General features: G+C 48.3%; 18 protein-coding genes and 3 tRNA genes. 16 read left to right on the top strand and 5 right to left on the bottom strand.

Features of this window, described 5'->3' with window-relative positions; all coding sequences use genetic code 11:
- Window positions 1-399: 399 nt before the first annotated feature.
- From mutY to argS, 4 genes are all read left to right on the top strand, one after another.
- The gene (gene mutY / locus HMPREF9370_RS08910; protein WP_009117131.1) at window positions 400-1,482 is read left to right on the top strand and encodes an A/G-specific adenine glycosylase; all 1,083 of its coding nucleotides are present in this window, start codon (window positions 400-402) and stop codon (window positions 1,480-1,482) included.
- Window positions 1,483-1,504: 22 nt separating this feature from the next.
- The gene (hpnC, locus tag HMPREF9370_RS08905; RefSeq protein ID WP_009117130.1) at window positions 1,505-2,320 is read left to right on the top strand and encodes a squalene synthase HpnC; all 816 of its coding nucleotides are present in this window, start codon (window positions 1,505-1,507) and stop codon (window positions 2,318-2,320) included.
- 209 nt (window positions 2,321-2,529) lie between these two features.
- A complete protein-coding gene (locus tag HMPREF9370_RS08900) occupies window positions 2,530-2,823 on the top strand; it encodes a hypothetical protein (protein ID WP_009117129.1) in 294 nt (97 codons plus the stop codon).
- Window positions 2,824-3,138: 315 nt separating this feature from the next.
- On the top strand, window positions 3,139-4,857 hold the full coding sequence (gene argS / locus HMPREF9370_RS08895) for an arginine--tRNA ligase (protein WP_009117127.1): 1,719 nt from the start codon (window positions 3,139-3,141) through the stop codon (window positions 4,855-4,857).
- Between the two features lie 101 nt (window positions 4,858-4,958).
- On the opposite strand, the gene HMPREF9370_RS08890 is transcribed toward argS, so the two are convergent.
- The 3 genes from HMPREF9370_RS08890 to folD all read right to left on the bottom strand — a co-directional run bounded on the left by HMPREF9370_RS08890 (window position 4,959) and on the right by folD (window position 7,274).
- Entirely contained in the window at window positions 4,959-5,531 is a 573-nt protein-coding gene (locus tag HMPREF9370_RS08890; RefSeq protein ID WP_009117126.1) for a hypothetical protein, read from the bottom strand.
- A gap of 146 nt (window positions 5,532-5,677) precedes the next feature.
- Entirely contained in the window at window positions 5,678-6,379 is a 702-nt protein-coding gene (locus tag HMPREF9370_RS08885) for a hypothetical protein (protein ID WP_009117125.1), read from the bottom strand.
- A 31-nt stretch (window positions 6,380-6,410) separates the two neighbouring features.
- On the bottom strand, window positions 6,411-7,274 hold the full coding sequence (gene folD / locus HMPREF9370_RS08880) for a bifunctional methylenetetrahydrofolate dehydrogenase/methenyltetrahydrofolate cyclohydrolase FolD (RefSeq protein ID WP_009117124.1): 864 nt from the start codon (window positions 7,272-7,274) through the stop codon (window positions 6,411-6,413).
- Window positions 7,275-7,486: 212 nt separating this feature from the next.
- Between folD and HMPREF9370_RS08875 the strand changes: the two genes are divergently transcribed.
- From HMPREF9370_RS08875 to ubiB, 9 genes are all read left to right on the top strand, one after another.
- Window positions 7,487-7,564, top strand: a tRNA-Pro gene (locus tag HMPREF9370_RS08875).
- 47 nt (window positions 7,565-7,611) lie between these two features.
- Window positions 7,612-7,688, top strand: a tRNA-Arg gene (locus HMPREF9370_RS08870).
- A 23-nt stretch (window positions 7,689-7,711) separates the two neighbouring features.
- A tRNA-His gene (locus HMPREF9370_RS08865) sits at window positions 7,712-7,787 on the top strand.
- A 113-nt stretch (window positions 7,788-7,900) separates the two neighbouring features.
- Complete coding sequence (gene rfaE2 / locus HMPREF9370_RS08860; RefSeq protein WP_009117122.1) at window positions 7,901-8,407, top strand: D-glycero-beta-D-manno-heptose 1-phosphate adenylyltransferase; 507 nt, start codon at window positions 7,901-7,903, stop codon at window positions 8,405-8,407.
- Window positions 8,400-10,148: a bifunctional biotin--[acetyl-CoA-carboxylase] ligase/type III pantothenate kinase gene (locus HMPREF9370_RS08855; RefSeq protein WP_009117121.1), complete on the top strand. Its 1,749-nt coding sequence runs from the start codon at window positions 8,400-8,402 to the stop codon at window positions 10,146-10,148. Before rfaE2 ends, HMPREF9370_RS08855 begins: the two co-directional genes overlap by 8 nt.
- Window positions 10,145-11,032 (top strand): hypothetical protein, encoded by an 888-nt coding sequence (locus HMPREF9370_RS08850; RefSeq protein WP_009117120.1) that lies wholly within the window; start codon window positions 10,145-10,147, stop codon window positions 11,030-11,032. The genes HMPREF9370_RS08855 and HMPREF9370_RS08850 overlap by 4 nt, the downstream gene beginning before the upstream one ends.
- Before the next feature lie 265 nt (window positions 11,033-11,297).
- Window positions 11,298-11,717 carry a protein-tyrosine phosphatase family protein gene (locus tag HMPREF9370_RS08845; RefSeq protein WP_306424935.1) on the top strand — a complete coding sequence of 140 codons (420 nt, stop codon included), beginning with the start codon at window positions 11,298-11,300 and terminating at the stop codon, window positions 11,715-11,717.
- Between the two features lie 150 nt (window positions 11,718-11,867).
- Window positions 11,868-12,596, top strand: coding sequence for an oxygen-insensitive NADPH nitroreductase (nfsA, locus tag HMPREF9370_RS08840; RefSeq protein WP_009117118.1), 729 nt, complete (start codon window positions 11,868-11,870; stop codon window positions 12,594-12,596).
- A gap of 229 nt (window positions 12,597-12,825) precedes the next feature.
- Complete coding sequence (gene ubiB, locus HMPREF9370_RS08835; RefSeq protein ID WP_009117117.1) at window positions 12,826-14,337, top strand: ubiquinone biosynthesis regulatory protein kinase UbiB; 1,512 nt, start codon at window positions 12,826-12,828, stop codon at window positions 14,335-14,337.
- Window positions 14,338-14,505: 168 nt separating this feature from the next.
- On the opposite strand, the gene uvrC is transcribed toward ubiB, so the two are convergent.
- Both uvrC and HMPREF9370_RS08825 read right to left on the bottom strand, forming a co-directional pair.
- Entirely contained in the window at window positions 14,506-16,344 is a 1,839-nt protein-coding gene (gene uvrC / locus HMPREF9370_RS08830) for an excinuclease ABC subunit UvrC (RefSeq protein WP_370992369.1), read from the bottom strand.
- Between the two features lie 13 nt (window positions 16,345-16,357).
- Entirely contained in the window at window positions 16,358-16,840 is a 483-nt protein-coding gene (locus tag HMPREF9370_RS08825; protein WP_009117114.1) for a DUF4124 domain-containing protein, read from the bottom strand.
- 189 nt (window positions 16,841-17,029) lie between these two features.
- Between HMPREF9370_RS08825 and guaB the strand changes: the two genes are divergently transcribed.
- The 3 genes from guaB to ftsB all read left to right on the top strand — a co-directional run bounded on the left by guaB (window position 17,030) and on the right by ftsB (window position 20,263).
- Window positions 17,030-18,496, top strand: coding sequence for an IMP dehydrogenase (gene guaB, locus HMPREF9370_RS08820; protein ID WP_009117113.1), 1,467 nt, complete (start codon window positions 17,030-17,032; stop codon window positions 18,494-18,496).
- 186 nt (window positions 18,497-18,682) lie between these two features.
- Window positions 18,683-19,969 (top strand): phosphopyruvate hydratase, encoded by a 1,287-nt coding sequence (gene eno / locus HMPREF9370_RS08815; protein WP_040667101.1) that lies wholly within the window; start codon window positions 18,683-18,685, stop codon window positions 19,967-19,969.
- A 12-nt stretch (window positions 19,970-19,981) separates the two neighbouring features.
- Window positions 19,982-20,263 (top strand): cell division protein FtsB, encoded by a 282-nt coding sequence (ftsB, locus tag HMPREF9370_RS08810; protein ID WP_009117110.1) that lies wholly within the window; start codon window positions 19,982-19,984, stop codon window positions 20,261-20,263.
- The last annotated feature ends 32 nt before the right edge of the window (window positions 20,264-20,295 follow it).

Below are 20,295 nucleotides of genomic sequence, written 5' to 3'. Positions count from 1 at the left end.
TTTGCTGTTGGGGAAAGCAGCCCGGTTGCGGGCAACACAGAATTTGGATGTGTGCCTTATGTGGCAGGGCTGCAAAGAGTGATTGAGCGGATTGAAACGGTGTGAATCATGATGTGCTCCTTTCTTTGCTTGGGTTGGACGGATATAAAGAGTTTCGGATTGTAATGAATTGGCCGGGGGCGGGCAATATCCGGCATATGTGTTGGCGGCCGGATAATGTGCCGTGATGCACAATTTTGACGGCAAAGCGAACAATGGCGGGTGTTTGAAGGCAGTGTTGTATTTTGGTTGTCGGTTTGCCATGCCTGTCTGAAAGGTTTTCAGACAGGCATGGTGAGAATTGGGTGTGTATTCTTGCTACAATACCGCACTCGTATTATTTGAAATGCCTGTCTGAACATGGATGCTGTCGAAAAAACGTTAAACACAATGCCTGAAGCGGCGCAAAGGGGCTTTGCCGATGCTTTGATAAACTGGCAGAAAAAGCATGGCCGCCATCATTTGCCCTGGCAAACGCAAGACCCTTACTGCGTATGGCTGTCTGAAATCATGCTTCAGCAAACCCAAGTGGTAACCGTGTTGGACTATTATCCACGTTTTATTGCTGCGTTTCCTGATGTGCACACGCTTGCTGCGGCGGAGCAAGATCAGGTGCTGGGGCTTTGGGCGGGGCTTGGCTATTACAGCCGTGCGCGCAATCTGCACAAAGCCGCCAAACAGGTGGTGGCGGAATTCGACGGCATTTTCCCCGACACACGCCGGCAGTTGGAGCAGCTTTGCGGCGTGGGCAGAAGCACGGCGGCGGCGATTTCGGCGTTTGCTTTCCAACGGCGGGAAACGATTTTGGATGGTAATGTGAAGCGCGTGTTATGCCGCGTGTTTGCGCGCGGAGGCAATCCGGCCGACAAAAAATTCGAAAGCAGTCTGTGGACGTTGGCCGAGAGCCTGTTGCCGCCCGATCCGGCCGATATGCCCGCCTATACGCAAGGGCTGATGGACTTGGGCGCAACCGTGTGCAAACGCAGCAAGCCCTTGTGCGAAGAATGCCCGATGGAAGTGTTTTGCCAAGCCAAAGCGCAAAACCGGGTGCACGAGCTACCGCTGAAAAAAGCGGCGGTTAAAGTGAAAACGCAGCCGCTTTATTGGCTGGTGCTGCACGACGCGGATAACAGAATATTGCTGCAAAAGCGGCCGCAAAGCGGCATTTGGGCGGGGCTTTATTGCGTACCGTGTTTTGACAGCCTGCAAGCGCTTTATGACTTTGCCGCAGAACTGGGTTTGCCGCCCGAGAGTTTGAGCGAACAGGCCGCGTTTACTCACAGGCTTACCCACCGTTTGCTTGAGATTATGCCGTTTGAAGCCCAATGCCTGTCTGAAAAAGTTTCAGACAGGCATTGGGTGGGCATGCAAAACCTGCAACAATACGGCTTGCCCAAACCTTTGCACAGCTATTTAAACCGTACGCAAAAAACTTTGTTTTAAACATTCCGAATCAAAAGAAACCATGTCAGTTAACCACTACGAAAATTTCCCTGTCGGCTCGATTATGCTGCCGCGCCGTTTGCGCAAGCCCGTTCACGCCATTTACGCCTTTGCCCGCACGGCGGACGATATTGCCGATGAAGGTGTTGCCCCAAATGAAACGCGCTTGCAGCAACTGGCCGGGCTTAAACAGGAGTTGGACGCTATTGCTGCCGGAAAAACGCCGGAAAACCCGATAGTCCAACGTTTGCAGCGGCAGGCGATCGAACCTTTCTATCTGCCTTTGCAGCCTTTTTACGATCTGCTTTCGGCATTTGCGCAAGACGTAGAGAAAAAACGCTACCAAAATTTTGCCGAGCTGGTGGACTATTGCCGCCGCTCCGCCAATCCGGTAGGCAGGCTGATGCTGCACCTTTACGGAGAAACCGACAGCCGCAGCATTGCACAAAGCGACGGTATCTGCACAGCCTTGCAACTGATTAATTTTTGGCAGGACGTGGCAGTAGATTGGAAAAAAGGGCGCGTGTATATCCCGCAGGATGATTTGGAAAAATTCGGTGTCAGCGAGGCGCAGATTGCCGCAGGCAAGGTTGATTTTGCATTTCAGAGGCTGATGGCCTACCAGTGTGAACGCACACACAAAATGTTGAAGGCAGGCTCGCCTTTGGGCAAAACCCTCAAAGGCAGAATAGGTTTTGAATTGAGAATGATTATTTTGGGCGGCCAGCAGATTTTGCATAAATTAGACGAAAACCGTTACGACGTATTCAGTAAGCGCCCGGTTTTGGGTTGGAAAGATTGGTGGATCATGTTTAAAAGGGCCGCACAGAAAAAATAAAGTGCTTGGTTTTATACAAGAAAATGATTCATTTTTCATAAAAATAACCACGCTTATTTTCAGACAGACAGTGTTTTGAGCCCTTATTAATAAAATTTATCTAATTAATGAGCAATTAGTTAGAGTTTTGATATAGAATGCCCCGCTTAGCAGGAAGAAACTAAATAAAAAAATATAACGTTGACAACACACACATAGGAAAACAACTCATGAGAGCCCGGCAAGAATTGTCTGATAGTGCTGTTTTGACCATTATTATTGTTTTAATTTTAGGTACATTGGGATACTTTATCTACGGACAGTGGAAACTGATTCGTAATATGCAGGATTCGGCTAACGGTGTTTCCGCTGAACAAGTGGCGATCAAGATGGCTAAAGAGCGCCAAGATTTGAGAGCCGTATCCGAAGGGCAGAAAAAATTAGAAGATTTGGATAAAGAGCGGGAAGCAGCCGCTGCCGTTAAAGTCGGAAAGTTTGAAGCTGCCGCTGCCGACTTGAAATAAAATAAAGCTAGCCGTCCATTTTCCCACAATATAATGATTGTCGGATACTTAAGCCTGTCTGAATATTTTCAGACAGGCTTTATCTATATGAATTTGAATCTTTCACATTGCATTGCCTCGCATTCTTGTAATATTTGTGTTGTCTGTTGTTAGCTGGTTGTTATGAGCATTATTTTCTCAACTATAGTAAAAAACTTATTGGTTTTACCGTTGGATGTTGTAAGCATATGAACGTTGCGGGTGTTTATCATAGCTGTTTTCCTTTAGAATAACGCCTTAATTTTTGATACTCATTTTGATAAATCGAGAAGCAATATGAATTTACACCAAAGCGTTGCCAAAGAAATTGAAGCTGCATTCGAAGTCGCAGGCATCGGCGGCAGCCCGATTGTGTTGCAGCCTGCCAAGAATGCCGATTTCGGCGATTTTCAGATTAACGGCGTAATGGGGGCAGCAAAGCAAGCCAAGACGAATCCGCGTGAATTAGCGCAGAAAGTAGCAGATGCTTTGGCGAATAATGCGGTTATCGAGCATGCGGAAGTGGCGGGCCCCGGTTTTATCAATCTGCGCCTGCGTGCAGAGTTTTTAGCAAATGGGCTGCGTAGCGCTCTAGCCAATGAGCGTTTGGGCGTGCAGGTCGTTACAGAGCCGCAAACCGTGGTAATTGATTACTCTTCGCCTAATTTGGCCAAAGAGATGCATGTGGGTCATTTGCGTTCCAGCATTATCGGCGACAGCATTGCCCGTGTGTTGGGCTTTTTAGGGCATAAAGTGATTCGGCAGAACCATGTCGGAGACTGGGGTACGCAATTCGGTATGCTGGTGGCTTACATGGTGGAGCAGCAAAAAGGCAACGCCGGCTTTGAATTGTCTGATTTGGAGCAGTTTTACCGTGAAGCCAAAATCCGCTTTGACGAAGATGCGGCATTTGCCGATATTGCGCGTGATTATGTGGTGAAGCTGCAAGGTGGGGATGAAACCGTACTGGCATTGTGGAAACAGTTTGTCGATATCTCCTTAAGTCATGCTCAAAATGTGTATGACGCGCTCGGTCTGCTGCTCACTCCGGATGATGTGGCTGGTGAGTCTAAGTATAACAACGACTTGCAAGCGGTGGTGGACGAATTGACCGCTCAGGGCTTGGCAGTGGAAGACGATGGTGCAAAGGTGGTGTTTCTGGAAGAGTTTCAAAACAAAGAGGGAGAACCGGCTGCGTTTATCGTGCAGAAACAAGGCGGCGGTTTCTTGTATTCTTCCACCGATTTGGCCTGTATCCGTTATCGCGTCAACCAGCTGAACGCCGATCGTTTGCTTTATGTGGTGGATGCACGCCAAGCCTTGCATTTTCAGCAATTATTTACCGTTGCACGTAAAGCAGGATGGCTGTCTGAAAATGTGGTAGCTGAACATATCGCGTTTGGCACGATGATGGGTAAAGATGGCAAGCCGTTTAAAACACGCAGTGGTGATACGGTGAAACTTGTGGAATTGCTTGACGAAGCGGTGGAACGAGCCACTGCATTGGTGCAGGATAAAAATGCGGAACTGGATGCAAAAGCCGCCGCCGGTATCGGCAGAGTGGTTGGCATCGGTGCCGTTAAATATGCCGATTTGAGCAAAAACCGCACCAGCGATTATGTGTTTGACTGGGATAATATGCTGAGCTTTGAGGGCAACACTGCACCTTATTTGCAATACGCTTATACGCGCGTGCAAAGTGTGTTCCGTCGGGCGGGTGAATGGGATACAACTGCTGCGCCCGTACTGAATGAAACTTTGGAAAAACAGCTTGCGGTTGAGCTTTTGAAGTTTGAAGATGTTTTGGACAACGTGAGCGAAACAGCTTATCCGCATTATCTTGCTGCTTATCTTTATCAAGTGGCTACGCTATTCAGCCGCTTCTACGAGTCGTGCCCGATACTGAAAGCCGAAGGCGAGGTGCGAAATACGCGTTTGCAACTGGCTAAGCTAACCGGCAACACTTTGAAAACAGGGCTGGAGTTGTTGGGAATTGAAACGCTGGAAGTGATGTGATGCGTGGAGATTAAAAGCATTTTTTTGGGAAGATGCAGCATAGTTTATTGAGTGCATTGAATAAATGCCTGTCTGAAAAATTTCAGACAGGCATTTGGCTTTTAAGGAGCAAGTTGGCTGGCTTTGAATATTTGCTGACTGCGCTCCATTAGCTCTGCTTGATCAAATAAGCCGAGACCAATAAATAAGCTAATGAGGATAAATAAAACAATAATCATGATAAATGAATAAGAAAGATAGCCGAGCAGAATTTTCAGACCGTTTGATTTGCTTAAGCTCATCAAACCTGCTGCTTGAGCCCAAAAGCACCAAATCTGCCAGAATACGGCTACGCCTGATAAGTCCGGATAGTAGAGTACAACAATAGCGGGTGCCAACAAGGCTTCGGTAGCCAAAATAAACCCAAAATAAGAGGTTTTTTTTAAATGGTTGTTGGGACGCAAAATAGTTTGCATTACCAAACTGAGCAGCAACCATTTGACGACAACAAAAATCAGAGAAAACACAATTGCAGCATCATCGCGGCCGAAAAACGGGGCAAAAGCCGCTGCATTTTGCAAACCGAGCAGCAGCAAAACACCAATAATCGCTGGGGGAGCGTAGCGGTAAGCTTCGGCGGGCTTGTAGCGAAGTAATAAGGCATCGCGTGCATCGGTAATCAGTTTGAGCAGCATGGTTTCTGATGTTTTTTCTTGAATATAAAATAAGGAGGCGTAGTATAACAAAAGAATGAACAAGAGCTTTGCAAAACTGTTATCTTTGGAATTCTTGCTGCCGGAGAAAGATATTTATGCAGTGAAAAATGCCGCTTTAACGCACCTTAACTGCGATTGCTGAAAAAAGACATACATACGGCAGCCGCTGTGGTTGAGAGCAGCGTGTATTGCAGCGGTTTTTCTAATAGTGAGTCGGTAATATTGGCATAATAGTAGAAAGGAACAAGCGCGGCGAGAAATAAGCCCAGGCGGCGAGCGTAATCTATCCCGGGATTAATGCCGGTGCGGACATCATCCCACCAGTCGCCGACACGGGCAACGCTACTGAGGGCAAGCGTGAAGCAAATGCTCATGTAGATGCCCACCGGCTTGGTTTCAGGCGTAGTTTGATGAGAGAAAAACCAAGTTAACAGTAGAGTGATTAATGCTGCTGTGCTGGCAGTGGTTTGCAGCAAACGGCCGAGTGGTATGGTGCCTGCATGAATATTAAGTGCAGATTTCAAGCGCCAGAATAACGGAGAGTATGTAAGCAGAATTGCGGCTTGACGGCGCTTTTCTTCAGGGCAGTGGTCAAGAAAAAAGTTAAGCAAAGAGCGTTGCCCAAGTCGGTATTCTGCCCGAACGGTTTCATCTTGGAAAAGAGTGATGCCGTTTTTATCCAGCAGATAATAGGCACCGGAAGATGACGTATCTTCCGGTCTATTGTCCGCACAATAAACCGCCATCACGCCGAAAGGTGCTTTCAATTTGCGGGAAAGCATCACGTTGAGAGAGCGAATGATTTGCAGAATGTGTTCCGGTGCCATAGTGCGGACATATTTTAGAATTTTTGTGAAATTATTGTGCCGATTTATCGTGCAATTCGGCGGCGTAAAGTGTATTTTCCAGCAGTGTTGCAATGGTCATGGGGCCGACACCGCCGGGTACGGGTGTAATCATAGAGGCGCGCTCTTTGGCTTTTTCAAATTCCACATCGCCGCATAAACGCCCGTCGCTTTGCCGGTTGATGCCTACATCAATTACCACGGCTCCGGGCTTAATCCATTCGCCTTTGATGAAATTCGGTTTGCCTACGCCTGCCACGACAATATCGGCAGCAGCCACTTCTTCAGCCAGATTTTGTGTAGCGCTGTGGCAAACCGTTACCGTAGCGCGAGCAAGCAATAACTCTAAAGCTTGCGGGCGGCCAACGATATTGGATGCACCCACTACAACGGCTTTTTTACCTACAACATCAATTCCGTAAGCATCTAATAGCGTCATTACGCCTTTGGGCGTGCAAGGACGCATCAGAGGCATTTTCACTACGAGGCGGCCAACATTATAAGGATGGAAACCGTCAACATCTTTATGCGGCAAAATCCGTTCTAAAACCGCCTGGCTGTTGATTTGAGCGGGAAGGGGAAGCTGCACCAGAATTCCATCAACTTTCGGGTTTTCGTTCAAATCATCCACTAATTTTAGAAGACTTTCTTCTGTGGTGTCTTCTGGTAATTCATAAGAGATTGATTTAAAACCTACTTTTTCACAAGCCAGTTTTTTGTTGCGCACATACACAGCACTGGCCGGATCGTTACCAACCAAAACCACCGCCAAACAAGGCGTGCGTAAGCCTTGCGCTTTACGCTCTGAAACTTTTTGTTCTACTAGGGATAAACGTCGTTGTGAAATTTTTTTGCCGTCGATGATTTGTGCTGTCATGGTGAAAGAATGCCTTTATTTGATAAGGGTAGGATAATTAAACGGCGTTATTGTCGCATTTTTTGCAAAAATTTGCATCTTTTGTTTAACTTTAATGAATGCCCGTCTGAAAAGATTTTTTTAAAAAACAAAATGATGTAATTTTGGATACAAGTTTTCACAAAAAACACTTGTTAAAGACCGGATGCTCGGGTATAGTTTCACCTTCTCGTCGGGGCGTAGCGCAGTCTGGTTAGCGCACCTGTTTTGGGAACAGGGGGTCGTGAGTTCGAATCCCACCGCCCCGACCAGAGAAGCAAACCTAATTAAGGTTTATGCACGATAGGATTAAGGTAGAGCGCCCGTAGCTCAACCGGATAGAGCACCGGCCTTCTAAGCCGGGGGTTACAGGTTCGATTCCTGTCGGGCGTGCCAAAAATGCACCAGTTTAAATTGTGGTGGCTGTAGCTCAGTTGGTAGAGCCCCGGATTGTGATTCCGGTTGTCGTGGGTTCGAGCCCCATCAGCCACCCCATAATTTCAAAGCCCGCTCATATTGAGCGGGCTTTGTCTTTTCTAAAACCTGTTGCTTGGGTATGATTGCGGCAACATTTTATTATCCCTTGTCAAAACAAAAGGAGCCGTATTATGAACAACTGGCCTTTACCCGAGTTTGAGCAAAAAATCTGCCCGCCGGAGCAAGTGGCGAAGCGTATTGCCAAATTGCCCCGCCCGCTGGTGTTTACAAACGGCTGCTTTGATATTTTGCATCGGGGGCATGTAACTTATCTTGCTCAAGCGAGAGAAACCGGAGCAGCTTTGGTGCTGGCGCTGAACACGGATGCTTCGGTAAAGCGGCTGGGAAAAGGAGACGACCGGCCGATTAATTCATTGGAAAATAGGGCTGCGGTAGCGGCAGCGCTTGGCTGTGTTGATTTGGTAACGTGGTTTGACAGCGATACGCCTGCGCAGTTAATCGAAGAAGTTAAACCGGATATTTTGATTAAAGGTGGGGACTGGCCGGTGGATAAAATTGTGGGCGCGCCCGAAACGCTTGCCAGAGGCGGAAAAGTGTACTCGATTCCTTTTTTACACCAAACTTCTACAACCCAAACTTTGGAAAAAATCCGTTCTGTCGAAAAGAAAGATGTTTGAGATGATGCGGGAGCAGCATTGGGCTTTACTGGCGGCACTGGCCGACGGTTTACCCCAGCATGTTTTTGAGCTGGGTAAACGCACGGGTATGAAGCCTTACCAATTAAACGGGGTGTGGCAGCAAATGCCGCCGCATATCCGTGGTTTGCTGCGCCAGCATGATGGTCATTGGCGTTTGGTGCGGCCTTTGGCTGTGTTTGACGAAGCTGCTTTGCGGCAGGCTGCTCCCGGTTTTCAGACAGGCATTTTGCATGAATGCACATCCAGCAATGATGTGTTGCTGGAAGAGATTAAAAATAAGCCGGAGCAGATGCACCGCCGCCTGCTTGTTGCGCATTATCAAAGTGCGGGGCGAGGGCGGCAAGGTAGAAAATGGGTGGGGAAAACAGGTGAATGTTTGATGTTCAGCTTGTGCTGGGTATTTGATAAGCAGCAGGCGGATTTGGGCGCGTTGGCGTTGTTAACCGCCTTGGCCTGTCAAAAAGGTTTGGCGTGCTTGGGTGTGCGGGCTGAGATTAAGTGGCCGAATGATCTGGTGGTGGACTCGCGTAAGTTGGGTGGCATTTTAATTGAAACCCTGCGGCGTGATGGCAAGACTTATGCGGTTATCGGTATCGGCATTAATTTTGTGTTGCCTAAGGAAGTGGACAATGCAGTGTCGGTACAGGCGATGTTTCAGACAGGCAATAAGCAGCCGGTGGGTGCGGCCGCTGTATTGGGCGCTGTATTGCAGCGGCTTGATCAGATGTTCCCGCTCTTTGAACAGCGCGGATTTGTTGTGTTTGTGGAGGATTATCAGGCCGCGCACCGTGATCAGGGGCGTGAAGTTTGTTTATTGAGCGACGGTCAAGTTATGTGTGAAGGACGAGTGATAGGTGTCGGGCCGCACGGTGCACTATTGCTGGAAACTGAAGAGGGGGTGCGCGAAATTGTCAGTGGTGAGGTAAGCTTGCGGCAAAGCAGTGAAATAAAACCTATGGTAAAAAACGAAGAAACGGAATACCTGCTTCTGGATGGCGGCAACAGTCAGCTCAAATGGGCATGGGTGAGGAATGGGCGTATTGTGCATTTGAACCATGCACCTTATCGGGATTTGTCGGAGCTTGGCAGGGAGTGGGTGCAATATGGCGGTGATGAAATCCGCATTGTCGGTTCGGCTGTATGCGGCCCGATAAAGAAAGCGCAGGTGGCGGAGCATATTCCTAGAGAAATTAATTGGCTTGCCTCTATGCCTCAAGGGTTGGGTATTCGCAATCATTACCGCAACCCGGCCGAGCATGGTGCGGATCGTTGGTTTAATGCTTTGGGCAGCCGTCGTTTTACGCAAAATGCTTGTGTGGTGGTCAGTTGCGGCACGGCTGTGACGATTGATGCTTTGAGTGAAGACAATCATTATTTGGGTGGCACTATTATGCCGGGTTTTCATTTGATGAAAGAAGCGATGGCGCAGAAAACGGCCAACCTCAACCGGCCGTTGGGAAAAGTGTATCCTTTTCCCACCACCACGCCTAATGCGCTTGCCAGCGGTATGATGGATGCTGTGTGCGGATCCATCTTGCTGATGCACGCACGCTTGAAGGAAAAAACAGGTGCAGGCAAGCCGGTGGATGTTGTGTTAACCGGTGGCGGCGCGGCGCGGGTAGCTCAGGCCATGCCGCAGGCATTTGTTTTAGACAATACGGTTAAAATCATAGATAATCTTGTGATTTACGGTTTGTTAAACTGGGTAGAACAAGAATGAAATGGTTATTTGCCGTATTGGTGGCATTGAACATTATTGTTTTCGGTGCCGTGGTTAATATCCACATCAGCAAGAAAACAAGCGGGGAGAGCAGCAAGGAGCTTGTGGCGGAAGGTTCGCACGAATTGAAAGTGCCGGAGTCGGCTTTGGTGCAGAAGCGGGAAGACGCGCCGCCGTCTTGGATTAAAGCGGGTGATAAAGCGGATGCGAAAGAGCCTACCGTAGATGAAACCCATGTACCGAAAGAAAAAACGGCCGAGCAGAAAGCAGCGGAAGAAAAAGCCCGTTTGGAGCGTGAGAAAAAGCTGCAAGCGGAAAAGCTGAAAAAAGAAGCTGAAGAAAAGGTTCGCCGCGAGCTGGCGCAAAATAATGAAGGCGAAGCAGCGAAAAGCCCGTTTGCCCCGCCGCCTGCTGCGACGCAAAATGCACGTTGCAGCCGCACTGCAACGGTTACCATTCCTGAAGACGATTACCACAGAATCAAAGGTTTACTGGTGCAATGGCCGCATGCTGCTACCCGTAAGGTAGAGCAAAGAGAAGGCGGCGATAAGCGCAATGTGAAATACACGGTTACTGTGTCGGGTCAAGGCGATGCGCAAACGGTGTTGGATGAGGTAACATCGAAAGGATTTAACGGCTCGATTGGCGGTGGCGGTGTTGTGGTTGGGATTTATTCAGACCGCCAGTCTGCGCAGGCTACTTTATCCCGTTTGCAGAATGCGGGTTTCAATGCGCAAATCCGCGAGCAAAGCAGCGGCGTAGCAAGCAGTATGAGTATTGCTAAAATGCAGATTTATTTCAGTGGTTTGAGTGATGCAGATATTCAGGGTGTGCAAAGTGTGGTAGGAAAATACGGTAATTTGCAACGTGGAACATGCAAATAAAAATCGGAGCAACTGAGAGCAAACATGCCTGTCTGAAACTTTTCAGACAGGCATTCGTTTATCTTGATGATTGATGATAGAATGCTTTCCTGCAAAAAATAGATCAATAACAAAAATAGGAAACAATGAACGCTTCCCATTTTGTGCCTGTTTTGCTGGTTTAGGCTGCGTTGGCAGGTTAGGTTGCAGCACGGTTCGGCAGACGCAAGATGCTGCTATTTACGGGCGATCACGATGGGCCGTTCCGGTTAAGCAGGACGCTAATTTGTGCAAAGTAGATGCAAGGCTTTATCGCAGCGAACAATTGGTTCGTGATGATATTGCACAAATCGAACGCTTAGGTATCCAAAGCATTGTGAACCTTCGTTTCTTCGACCGAAATGATGACAGGCAGTTGTTGGGAGGGCGTGGTTTCAACCTGATAAACAGCCCCTTGCTGACTTGGCATATCAAGCCGAAAAATATTGCCGAAATGCTTTATCTGATTGAAGCATCTCAACAAAGCGGCCCTGTTTCGGTACATTGCTATCATGGTGCAGACCGCACTGGTTTAATTGTGGGTATGTATCGGATTATTTATCAGGGGTGGCCGGTAGAGGCGGCGAAACAAGAAATGCAGCAAGGATCTTACGGTTTCATAGTATTTGGAAAAATATTGATAAGCTGTTTACGCAAGAGAAAGTAGATGAGGTGAAGGTTCATTTAAATACGCTGCGTATGCAGCAAGTGTTTCGGCAGGTTGAAATGCCTGTCTGAAAAAATTAGTAAAGTAACTTGTTCGGCAAAATCACAGTCAATTATGTTTTAAACCATCATTCAATGAAGAGGAACTGATATGGAATTTACCAGTAAGCCCGCCTTGCAAACCGCGCTTAACCACCGCTCCATCCGCAAATACACGGGCGAACCGATTCCGGCAGAAATGCTGGAAATCATTTTGAAGGCAGGGCAGGCGGCTTCAACTTCCAGCTTTTTGCAGTCGGCGCACATTATCCGTGTTACCGACATGGAAATGCGTAAAAAATTGCGTGCCGTTGGCGCTAACCAACACTATATCGAAACCTGTGCGGAATTTTTGGTGTTCTGTATTGATTTTGCCAAACACAAGCAGATTGCGCCCGATGTGCAAACAGACTGGACCGAGATGACGCTGATGGGCTCGATTGATGCGGGGATTATGGCGCAAAATGTGATGCTCACCGCCGAATCACTCGGTTTGGGCGGCGTGTATATAGGTTGCTTGCGTGATGACATCAATGCAACCAATGAAATATTGAATCTGCCTGAGAATGTGGTGCCGCTGTTTGGTATGTCTTTGGGTTGGCCTGCCCAAGAGCCCATGATGCGCCCGCGCTTGCCTATCGAATGCGTGGTTACTGAAAACGGATACTGCCCCATGGATAAATCGGTTTATGAAGCATATAACGCGCAGGTTAAAGATTACTATAAGCAACGCAGCAATCTGGATTTGGACTTTACTCAGCAAGTACGCAATTCTCTTTGTCAGGAAGTGCGCCCGGATGTGTTGCCGTTTTTACAGCGCAAAGGATTGGCCAAACGCTGATGCCTGTCTGAAAAATAGGTTGGAGAAACCCGAAAGTATTTTGGCATTGGCAGTATTTTGCTAAAAAACAGATGAGTTTCTTAACTATTTAAATGCGGCTGATTCGTTAAAACGGATCAGCCGTTTAGGGTGTATTGATACCAACCTATCTTTATAGCTACCTAGCTTGCACGTTTGTTTCTACATAATGCGCAGATTTTTCAATGATTTTATTGTCTGATGATTTGTTATGAAATGGCTTAAACGCACGACCACATTAACTAAAACCCTATATCGATATGGTTTGTCCGATTTGCTGATTCCGATGGGGGGGCGAACATGGGTATGTGGTTTGTTGCGTAAGCTTCCCCAATCATCTGAATATTCAGATACCTCTTTGCCCGTGCGTCTACGTCTTGCTTTGGAAAGTTTGGGCCCCGTATTTGTTAAATTCGGACAAGTGCTTTCCACGCGCCCTGATCTGATTCCACACGACTATGCGGTAGAGCTCGCCAAGTTGCAAGACCGTGTTCCGCCTTTTGATGCAGAGTTGTCACGCCGCCAAATTGAGCAGTCGCTAGGAAAGCCGATTGATGAGCTTTACGCAGAATTCGATACCAAGCCGGTGGCCAGTGCGTCTGTTGCTCAAGTGCATAAAGCGCGTTTGCACTCCGGCGAGCAGGTTGCTGTAAAAGTGTTGCGACCGAATTTGGCACCGGTAATTGAGCAGGACTTGGCTTTGTTGCGTTTCGGTGCAGGGTGGATCGAACGCTTGTTTGCCGATGGAAAAAGGTTGCGTCCGCGTGAAGTCGTGGATGAGTTTGACAAGTATCTGCACGACGAGCTTGATTTGATGAGAGAAGCGGCCAATGCCAGCCAGCTCGGACGCAATTTTAAAGACAGCACCATGCTGATTGTACCGCAAGTCTATTACGATTATTGCAGCCGTGATGTACTCACAATCGAATGGATGAACGGCACGCCGGTGGCCTATATAGCAGGTCTTAAAGCCAAAGGCATCGATTTACAGCGTTTGGCGCGCTACGGAGTGGAAATATTTTTTACACAAGTATTCCGCCACGGTTTTTTTCATGCCGATATGCACCCGGGCAATATTCTAGTAGCGGATGACGGCCGCTATATTGCGCTTGACTTCGGTATCGTCGGCAGTTTAACTGATTATGACAAACGTTATTTGGCCATCAATTTTCTGGCGTTTTTTAACCGCGATTACCACCGTGTGGCAACCGCACATATAGAATCCGGCTGGGTGCCGCCTGATACGCGGGCGGAGGAGCTGGAAGCAGCCGTGCGAGCAGTGTGCGAACCGATTTTCAATAAACCCATATCGCAGATTTCTTTCGGCTTGGTTTTGATGCGTTTGTTTGAAACAAGCCGGCGTTTTAATGTAGAAATCCAGCCGCAACTTGTATTGCTGCAAAAAACACTGTTGAATATCGAAGGATTGGGCCGCCAGCTTGATCCTGATCTGGATTTATGGACTACGGCGAAGCCTTTTTTAACCCGCTGGATGGCAGAGCAAGTCGGGCCTAAAGCGTTTTTGAACACTTTAAAAAACGAAGCGCCTGATTGGGCCCAAATCCTGCCTAGTCTGCCGAGAAAAATCAATATGTTGGTGGATGAAACCCGCCAACAAGAAATGCGTGATGCTTATATACATTTGGTAAAAACACAGCAAAGACAGAATTTATGGCTGTGTATTATTGCTGTGGCGCTCGTGTTGATTGTGTTGTTTAAGTAAATTCTCGATTTGGTCGCAGATAAAGCCGGTATTGTTTGTGATATTTGAAAAACAATTAGTTTTGTATGAAATCTCAATCTCTACATTTATAATGCCTGTCTGAAAAGCTTTCAGACAGGTATTGTTCATATAATGATTTTGCATTAGCGAGCTGTGTAAAGCCCCCTGTTAATGCAGGCTGTCGTAAATTTTTTGAGCCAACGCTAAACTGATGCCTTCGGTTTGCGCAAGCTCTTCTACGCCCGCAGCCTGTACCCCGCGCAAGCCGCCAAAGCGGGTAAGTAATGCTTGGCGACGCTTGCTGCCGATACCCGGAATGTCGTTGAGAGATGATGTAACCCTTGCTTTATCCCGCTTTTTACGGTGGCCTGTGATGGCGAAACGGTGCGATTCATCGCGTACCGTCTGTAAAAGATGCAGGGCAGGGCTGTTGGGAGGGAGTTGGAACACTTCTCCTGTAAAGGGCAGAATCAATTCTTCCAAACCTGCTTTGCGTTCAGGGCCTTTTGCTATACCAATAATCGGGATGTTCAAGCCCAGTTCTTCCCATACTTCCACTGCTACGCTGACCTGGCCTTTGCCGCCGTCGATCAATACGGCATCAGGCCATTTCACTGATTCACCGTTGGCTTCGGCTTCAGTCATTTTCCCATAACGGCGCATCAGCACTTCCCGCATCGCTGCGTAGTCGTCACCTGCTTTCGCACCTTTGATGTTGTAACGCCGGTATTGGGAGGGTTGGATACTTTGTTCATCATAAACCACGCAAGAAGCCATGGTGGCCTCACCTTGGGTGTGACTGATGTCGAAGCATTCCAAACGGTTAAGTTCTTCCGGGTTTATATTCAATAAACGTGCAAGCTCATCTAGCCGGTGTTGCTGGTTGGTATGCTGGGAAATATATTGGTTGATTGCTAAAGCTGCATTTCGCTCGGCCATTTTCAGCCAAACTTTGCGCTCGCCTATGGTTTTGCTGACAAATTGAATTTGCTTGACATGCTCGCCGTTTAATACTTCTCGCAGGTTTTGGGGAAGAATGAAATTGCTGATGATGATATCCGGCTTGGATTTGCCCAGATAATGTTGCGCAACAAAAGCTTCGGCGTAGTCTTGAGTATCGGGATTAGGATCGTTGCGGGTGTCGGGGAAAAAACTTTTGTCGCCAACATGTCGTCCGCCGCGTATGCTGACCCAATGCACGCAAACCACGCCATGCTTTGAAGCCACTGCAAGAATGTCGATATCATTCGGATTGTTTGGGTTTTTACTGTCGATAAATTGCTGGCTTTGCACCAAACCTAAAGCCTGAATTTGATCGCGGTAACGTGCGGCTTCTTCAAAGTAAAGTTGCTCAGCTGCCTGCTGCATTTTGTGGTGCAGCATCTGGGTAAGTTCATCGGTTTTACCGTTTAGAAAGGTAACGGCTTCACGCACGCTATTCTGATAGTCTTCACGCGAAATATGGCCGACGCAAGGGCCGGAGCAGCGTTTTATTTGATAAAGCAAACAAGCACGGTCGCGGTGTTCGAATACGCTGTCCTCACAGGTGCGCAGCCGGAACACTTTCTGCAAAATCTGTATGCTGTTGTGTACGGCATACCCGTTGGGGTAAGGGCCGAAATATTGATTGGGCTTTTTGAGTGTTCCGCGGTAATACGCCATCTGCGGAAAATCGTGCCCGCTGAGCATCAGATAGGGATAGCTTTTATCATCACGAAAGAGAATATTGTATTTGGGTGATAACGCCTTGATCAGATTGTTTTCTAAGATTAATGCTTCTGCCTCTGAGCGCGTTACCGTGGTTTCCACTGAGGCAATCTGCTTAATCATCAGGCTGATGCGTGGTGAATGGTCGCTTTTTTGGAAATAGCTGGATACACGGCGTTTTAAGTTAACTGCTTTACCCACATACAAAACCTGCCCGTTTTTATCGAGCATACGATAAACACCGGGCAGATTTGGCAGGTTTTTTAAGAAAACAGACAGATTAAAACTGTGTGACACAATATCTCGGAAACGATTAACTAGGCGATTGAGCCGCCGGCGTGGATGCCGGAGCCGGGGTAGAGCAGAATTTTTCAATATCTGCATCATAACGTGCCATTAAGGTATCGCGGTTGGCTGTGCGGGCAGATTCGGCAAATGCACGGTTCATGCGCGCGGTTTTACAGTTGGCTTCTTGTGTTTTGCGGTTTTCTTCTTCGATTTGTTTGTTTTTTTCTTCAACCTGCTTATTATTGGCAGCCATTTTGTCGTTAATCTGCTTTTGCTGTTCGGACAAAGATGCGCCTTCTGAGGCGGATTTTGCAGCAGGCGGTGTGCTTACGGTTTGTGTGCGCACATTAATCGTGTTAACACCGTTGCTTTTTAAATTACGGGGAACATCTGAGTAAGTATTGGTTCCGTTAGCATTTTTCCAGCTATATACCTCTTTGGCTTGAAGGCTTGTTGAGGCGAGAATCAAACCGAGTGCGGTTAGTTTGGCAAATGAAGTAATGTGCATATTTATTCTTTCGGAGTCGATATTATGTATGATTGAATAAAGCTTAGTACTTGATTCTACCGTGTTCCTTTGGCGCTGTCATGGAAACCTGTAAAAAAATGGTTTTTTTTGTTTGGTGCAGCTTACTAAAGCGCGGCGGATTTGCTACAATATCGTGCATCTTGCACAAACTGAAAGTTTCAAAGCATCATGCGTATCGTAGAAAAAGCCTATACTTTTGACGACGTTTTGCTGGTTCCCGCACATTCAACCGTGCTCCCGCGCGACGTTTCCCTCAAAACCCCTCTCACCCGTGAAATTTCTCTGAATCTTCCCCTTCTTTCTGCTGCGATGGATACTGTTACTGAAGCCAAGCTGGCCATTTCTATGGCGCAGGAAGGCGGTATCGGCATTATCCACAAGAATATGAGCGCCGAGCAGCAGGCTGCTGCCGTGGCTAAGGTGAAGCGCCATGAAAGCGGTGTGGTCAAAGATCCTGTTATCATCGCACCGGGTATGCTGATCCGCGATTTGATTGAGATGCTGTCGCAACGCAAACGCAAAATGTCCGGCCTGCCGGTTGTGGAAAACGGTAAGGTGGTGGGATTAGTAACCAACCGTGATTTGCGTTTTGAAAAAAGGCTGGATCAGCCCGTTTCCGCCATCATGACGCCGCGGGAAAAATTGGTTACCGTGCCTGAGGGCACATCCATTGAAGATGCGCGCGATGTGATGCACGACCATAAAGTGGAGCGTGTTTTGGTGGTGAATGAAGATTGGGAACTTAAAGGTCTGATTACGGTTAAAGACATTTTAAAAACGACCGAATTTCCGAATGCTAATAAAGATGCCGACGGCCGTTTACGGGTGGGTGCGGCCGTAGGCGTGGGTGCCGATACGGATGAGCGTGTGAAAGCGCTCGTAGAAGCCGGGGTGGATGTGATCGTGGTGGATACGGCCCACGGGCACAGCCAAGGTGTGCTTGACCGTGTGAAATGGGTAAAACAAAACTTTCCGCAAGTGCAGGTGATCGGCGGCAATATTGCCACAGCGCAGGCGGCGCGTGATTTGGTGGCGGCCGGTGCGGATGCGGTGAAAGTGGGTATCGGCCCGGGTTCGATTTGTACCACCCGTATTGTGGCCGGTGTGGGTGTGCCGCAATTAACGGCGATTCATAATGTGGCGGAAGCTTTGAAAGGCACGGGCGTGCCGCTGATTGCCGACGGCGGTATCCGTTTTTCGGGCGATTTGGCCAAAGCGCTGGCTGCCGGAGCGTCTTGTGTGATGTTGGGCGGTATGTTTGCCGGTACAGATGAAGCGCCGGGCGAAATCGAGCTGTATCAAGGCCGTTCGTATAAATCTTACCGTGGCATGGGTTCTTTGGGGGCGATGAGTCAGGGCTCCAGCGACCGGTATTTCCAAGACAAACAGGAAAGCACGGATAAATATGTGCCGGAAGGTATTGAAGGCCGTGTGCCTTACAAAGGGCCGATTGTGCAGATTATCCACCAGTTGGTCGGCGGGTTGCGCTCCAGCATGGGTTATTTGGGCTGCTCAAGCATTGCGCAAATGCACGAAAAAGCGGAATTTGTGGAAATTACTTCTGCCGGTATGAGCGAATCGCACGTTCACGACGTACAGATTACCAAAGAAGCGCCCAATTACCACGTGCGCTGATATTTGTGATAAAACTGCCGGTTTGACGACTGGCAGTTTTTCTGAGCCGGCAATGTCTGTTACGGACTTTTGGCCGGGTGATGGGTGCCGGTATAAACACGAGATTTTTCAGACAGGCATCAACCCTGTTTCAATGTCTGTCTGAAACTATTTTAAACCCCGATCTAACAAATGGAGAGTTCTGTAATGAGCGCTATTATTGATATTTTTGCTCGTGAAATTTTGGATTCGCGCGGCAATCCCACCGTTGAGTGTGATGTGCTGTTGGAATCCGGCGTGATGGGCCGTGCGGCCGTACCTTCCGGCGCGTCAACCGGTCAGAAAGAAGCTTTGGAATTGCGCGACGGCGACAAAGGCCGCTATTTGGGCAAAGGTGTGCTGCAAGCTGTAGAAAATGTGAATAACGAAATCGCTCAGGCACTTATCGGCGTGGATGCTTCCGAGCAAACTTATATCGATAAAATCATGCTTGATTTGGACGGTACCGACAACAAAGGCCGTTTGGGCGCGAATGCCACTTTGGCCGTTTCTTTGGCGGTTGCCCGTGCTGCTGCCGAAGATGCCGGCCTGCCGCTTTACCGCTATTTGGGCGGCGCAGGCCCGCTGGCTTTGCCGGTTCCGATGATGAACGTTATCAACGGCGGCGAACATGCCAACAACAGCCTGAACATTCAAGAATTTATGATTATGCCTGTGGGCGCCGACACCTTCCGCGACGCGTTGCGTTGCGGTGCGGAAATTTTCCATGCCTTGAAAAAATTGTGCGACAGCAAAGGCTTCCCGACTACTGTTGGTGACGAAGGCGGTTTTGCGCCAAACCTAAACAGCCACGAAGAAGCTTTGCAGTTAATCGTTGAAGCCATTACCGCTGCCGGCTACAAATCGGGCGAAGATGTGTTGTTGGCATTAGACTGCGCTTCCAGCGAATTCTACAAAGACGGTAAATACCACTTGGAAGCAGAAGGCAAATCTTTGACCAGCGCCGAATTTGCCGAATATCTGGCAGGTTTGGTTGCCAAATACCCGATTGTTTCCATCGAAGACGGCATGGATGAAAACGACTGGGAAGGCTGGAAACTGTTGACCGAAAAATTGGGCGATAAAGTTCAATTGGTGGGAGACGACTTGTTTGTGACCAACCCGAAAATTTTGGCAGAAGGCATTGAAGCCGGTGTGGCCAATGCTTTGTTGGTGAAAGTGAATCAAATCGGCACTTTGAGCGAAACCCTGAAAGCGGTAGAGTTAGCCAAACGCAATTGCTACACCAGCGTAATGAGCCACCGCTCGGGCGAAACCGAAGACAGCACCATCGCCGACTTGGCCGTTGCCACCAACTGTATGCAAATCAAAACAGGCTCTCTAAGCCGCTCAGACCGCATGGCCAAATACAACCAGCTTCTGCGCATTGAAGAAGAGTTGGGCGAAGCCGCATACTATCCGGGCAAAGCCGCATTTTACCAATTGAAAAAATAAGGCGTTATCAGCATGAGATGGGTTACTGTTTTTCTGAGTATCTGCATCATCGGTTCGCAATACGACCTTTGGTTGTCGAAAGGCGGCTGGCGCGACATGTGGCGCCTGCAAAACGAAGTAACCGCGCAGGAAACGGAAAACAGTATGCTCACCCTGCGCAATAATGCCTTGGCGGCCGAGGTGGACGACTTGGCAAACGGTAAAGAAGCCATCGCCGAAATCGCCCGGGTGGATTTGGGCTACATCAGAGACGGCGAGATTTATTACCGCATGGTTGATCAAAGAAGCCGCTGAATGCGTTGTTTTATCATCAATAAAGAATGCCT

It is taken from the genome of Neisseria wadsworthii 9715, assembly GCF_000227765.1.
Classification (GTDB): domain Bacteria; phylum Pseudomonadota; class Gammaproteobacteria; order Burkholderiales; family Neisseriaceae; genus Neisseria; species Neisseria wadsworthii.
This window is presented reverse-complemented; position numbering and strand designations above follow the sequence as displayed.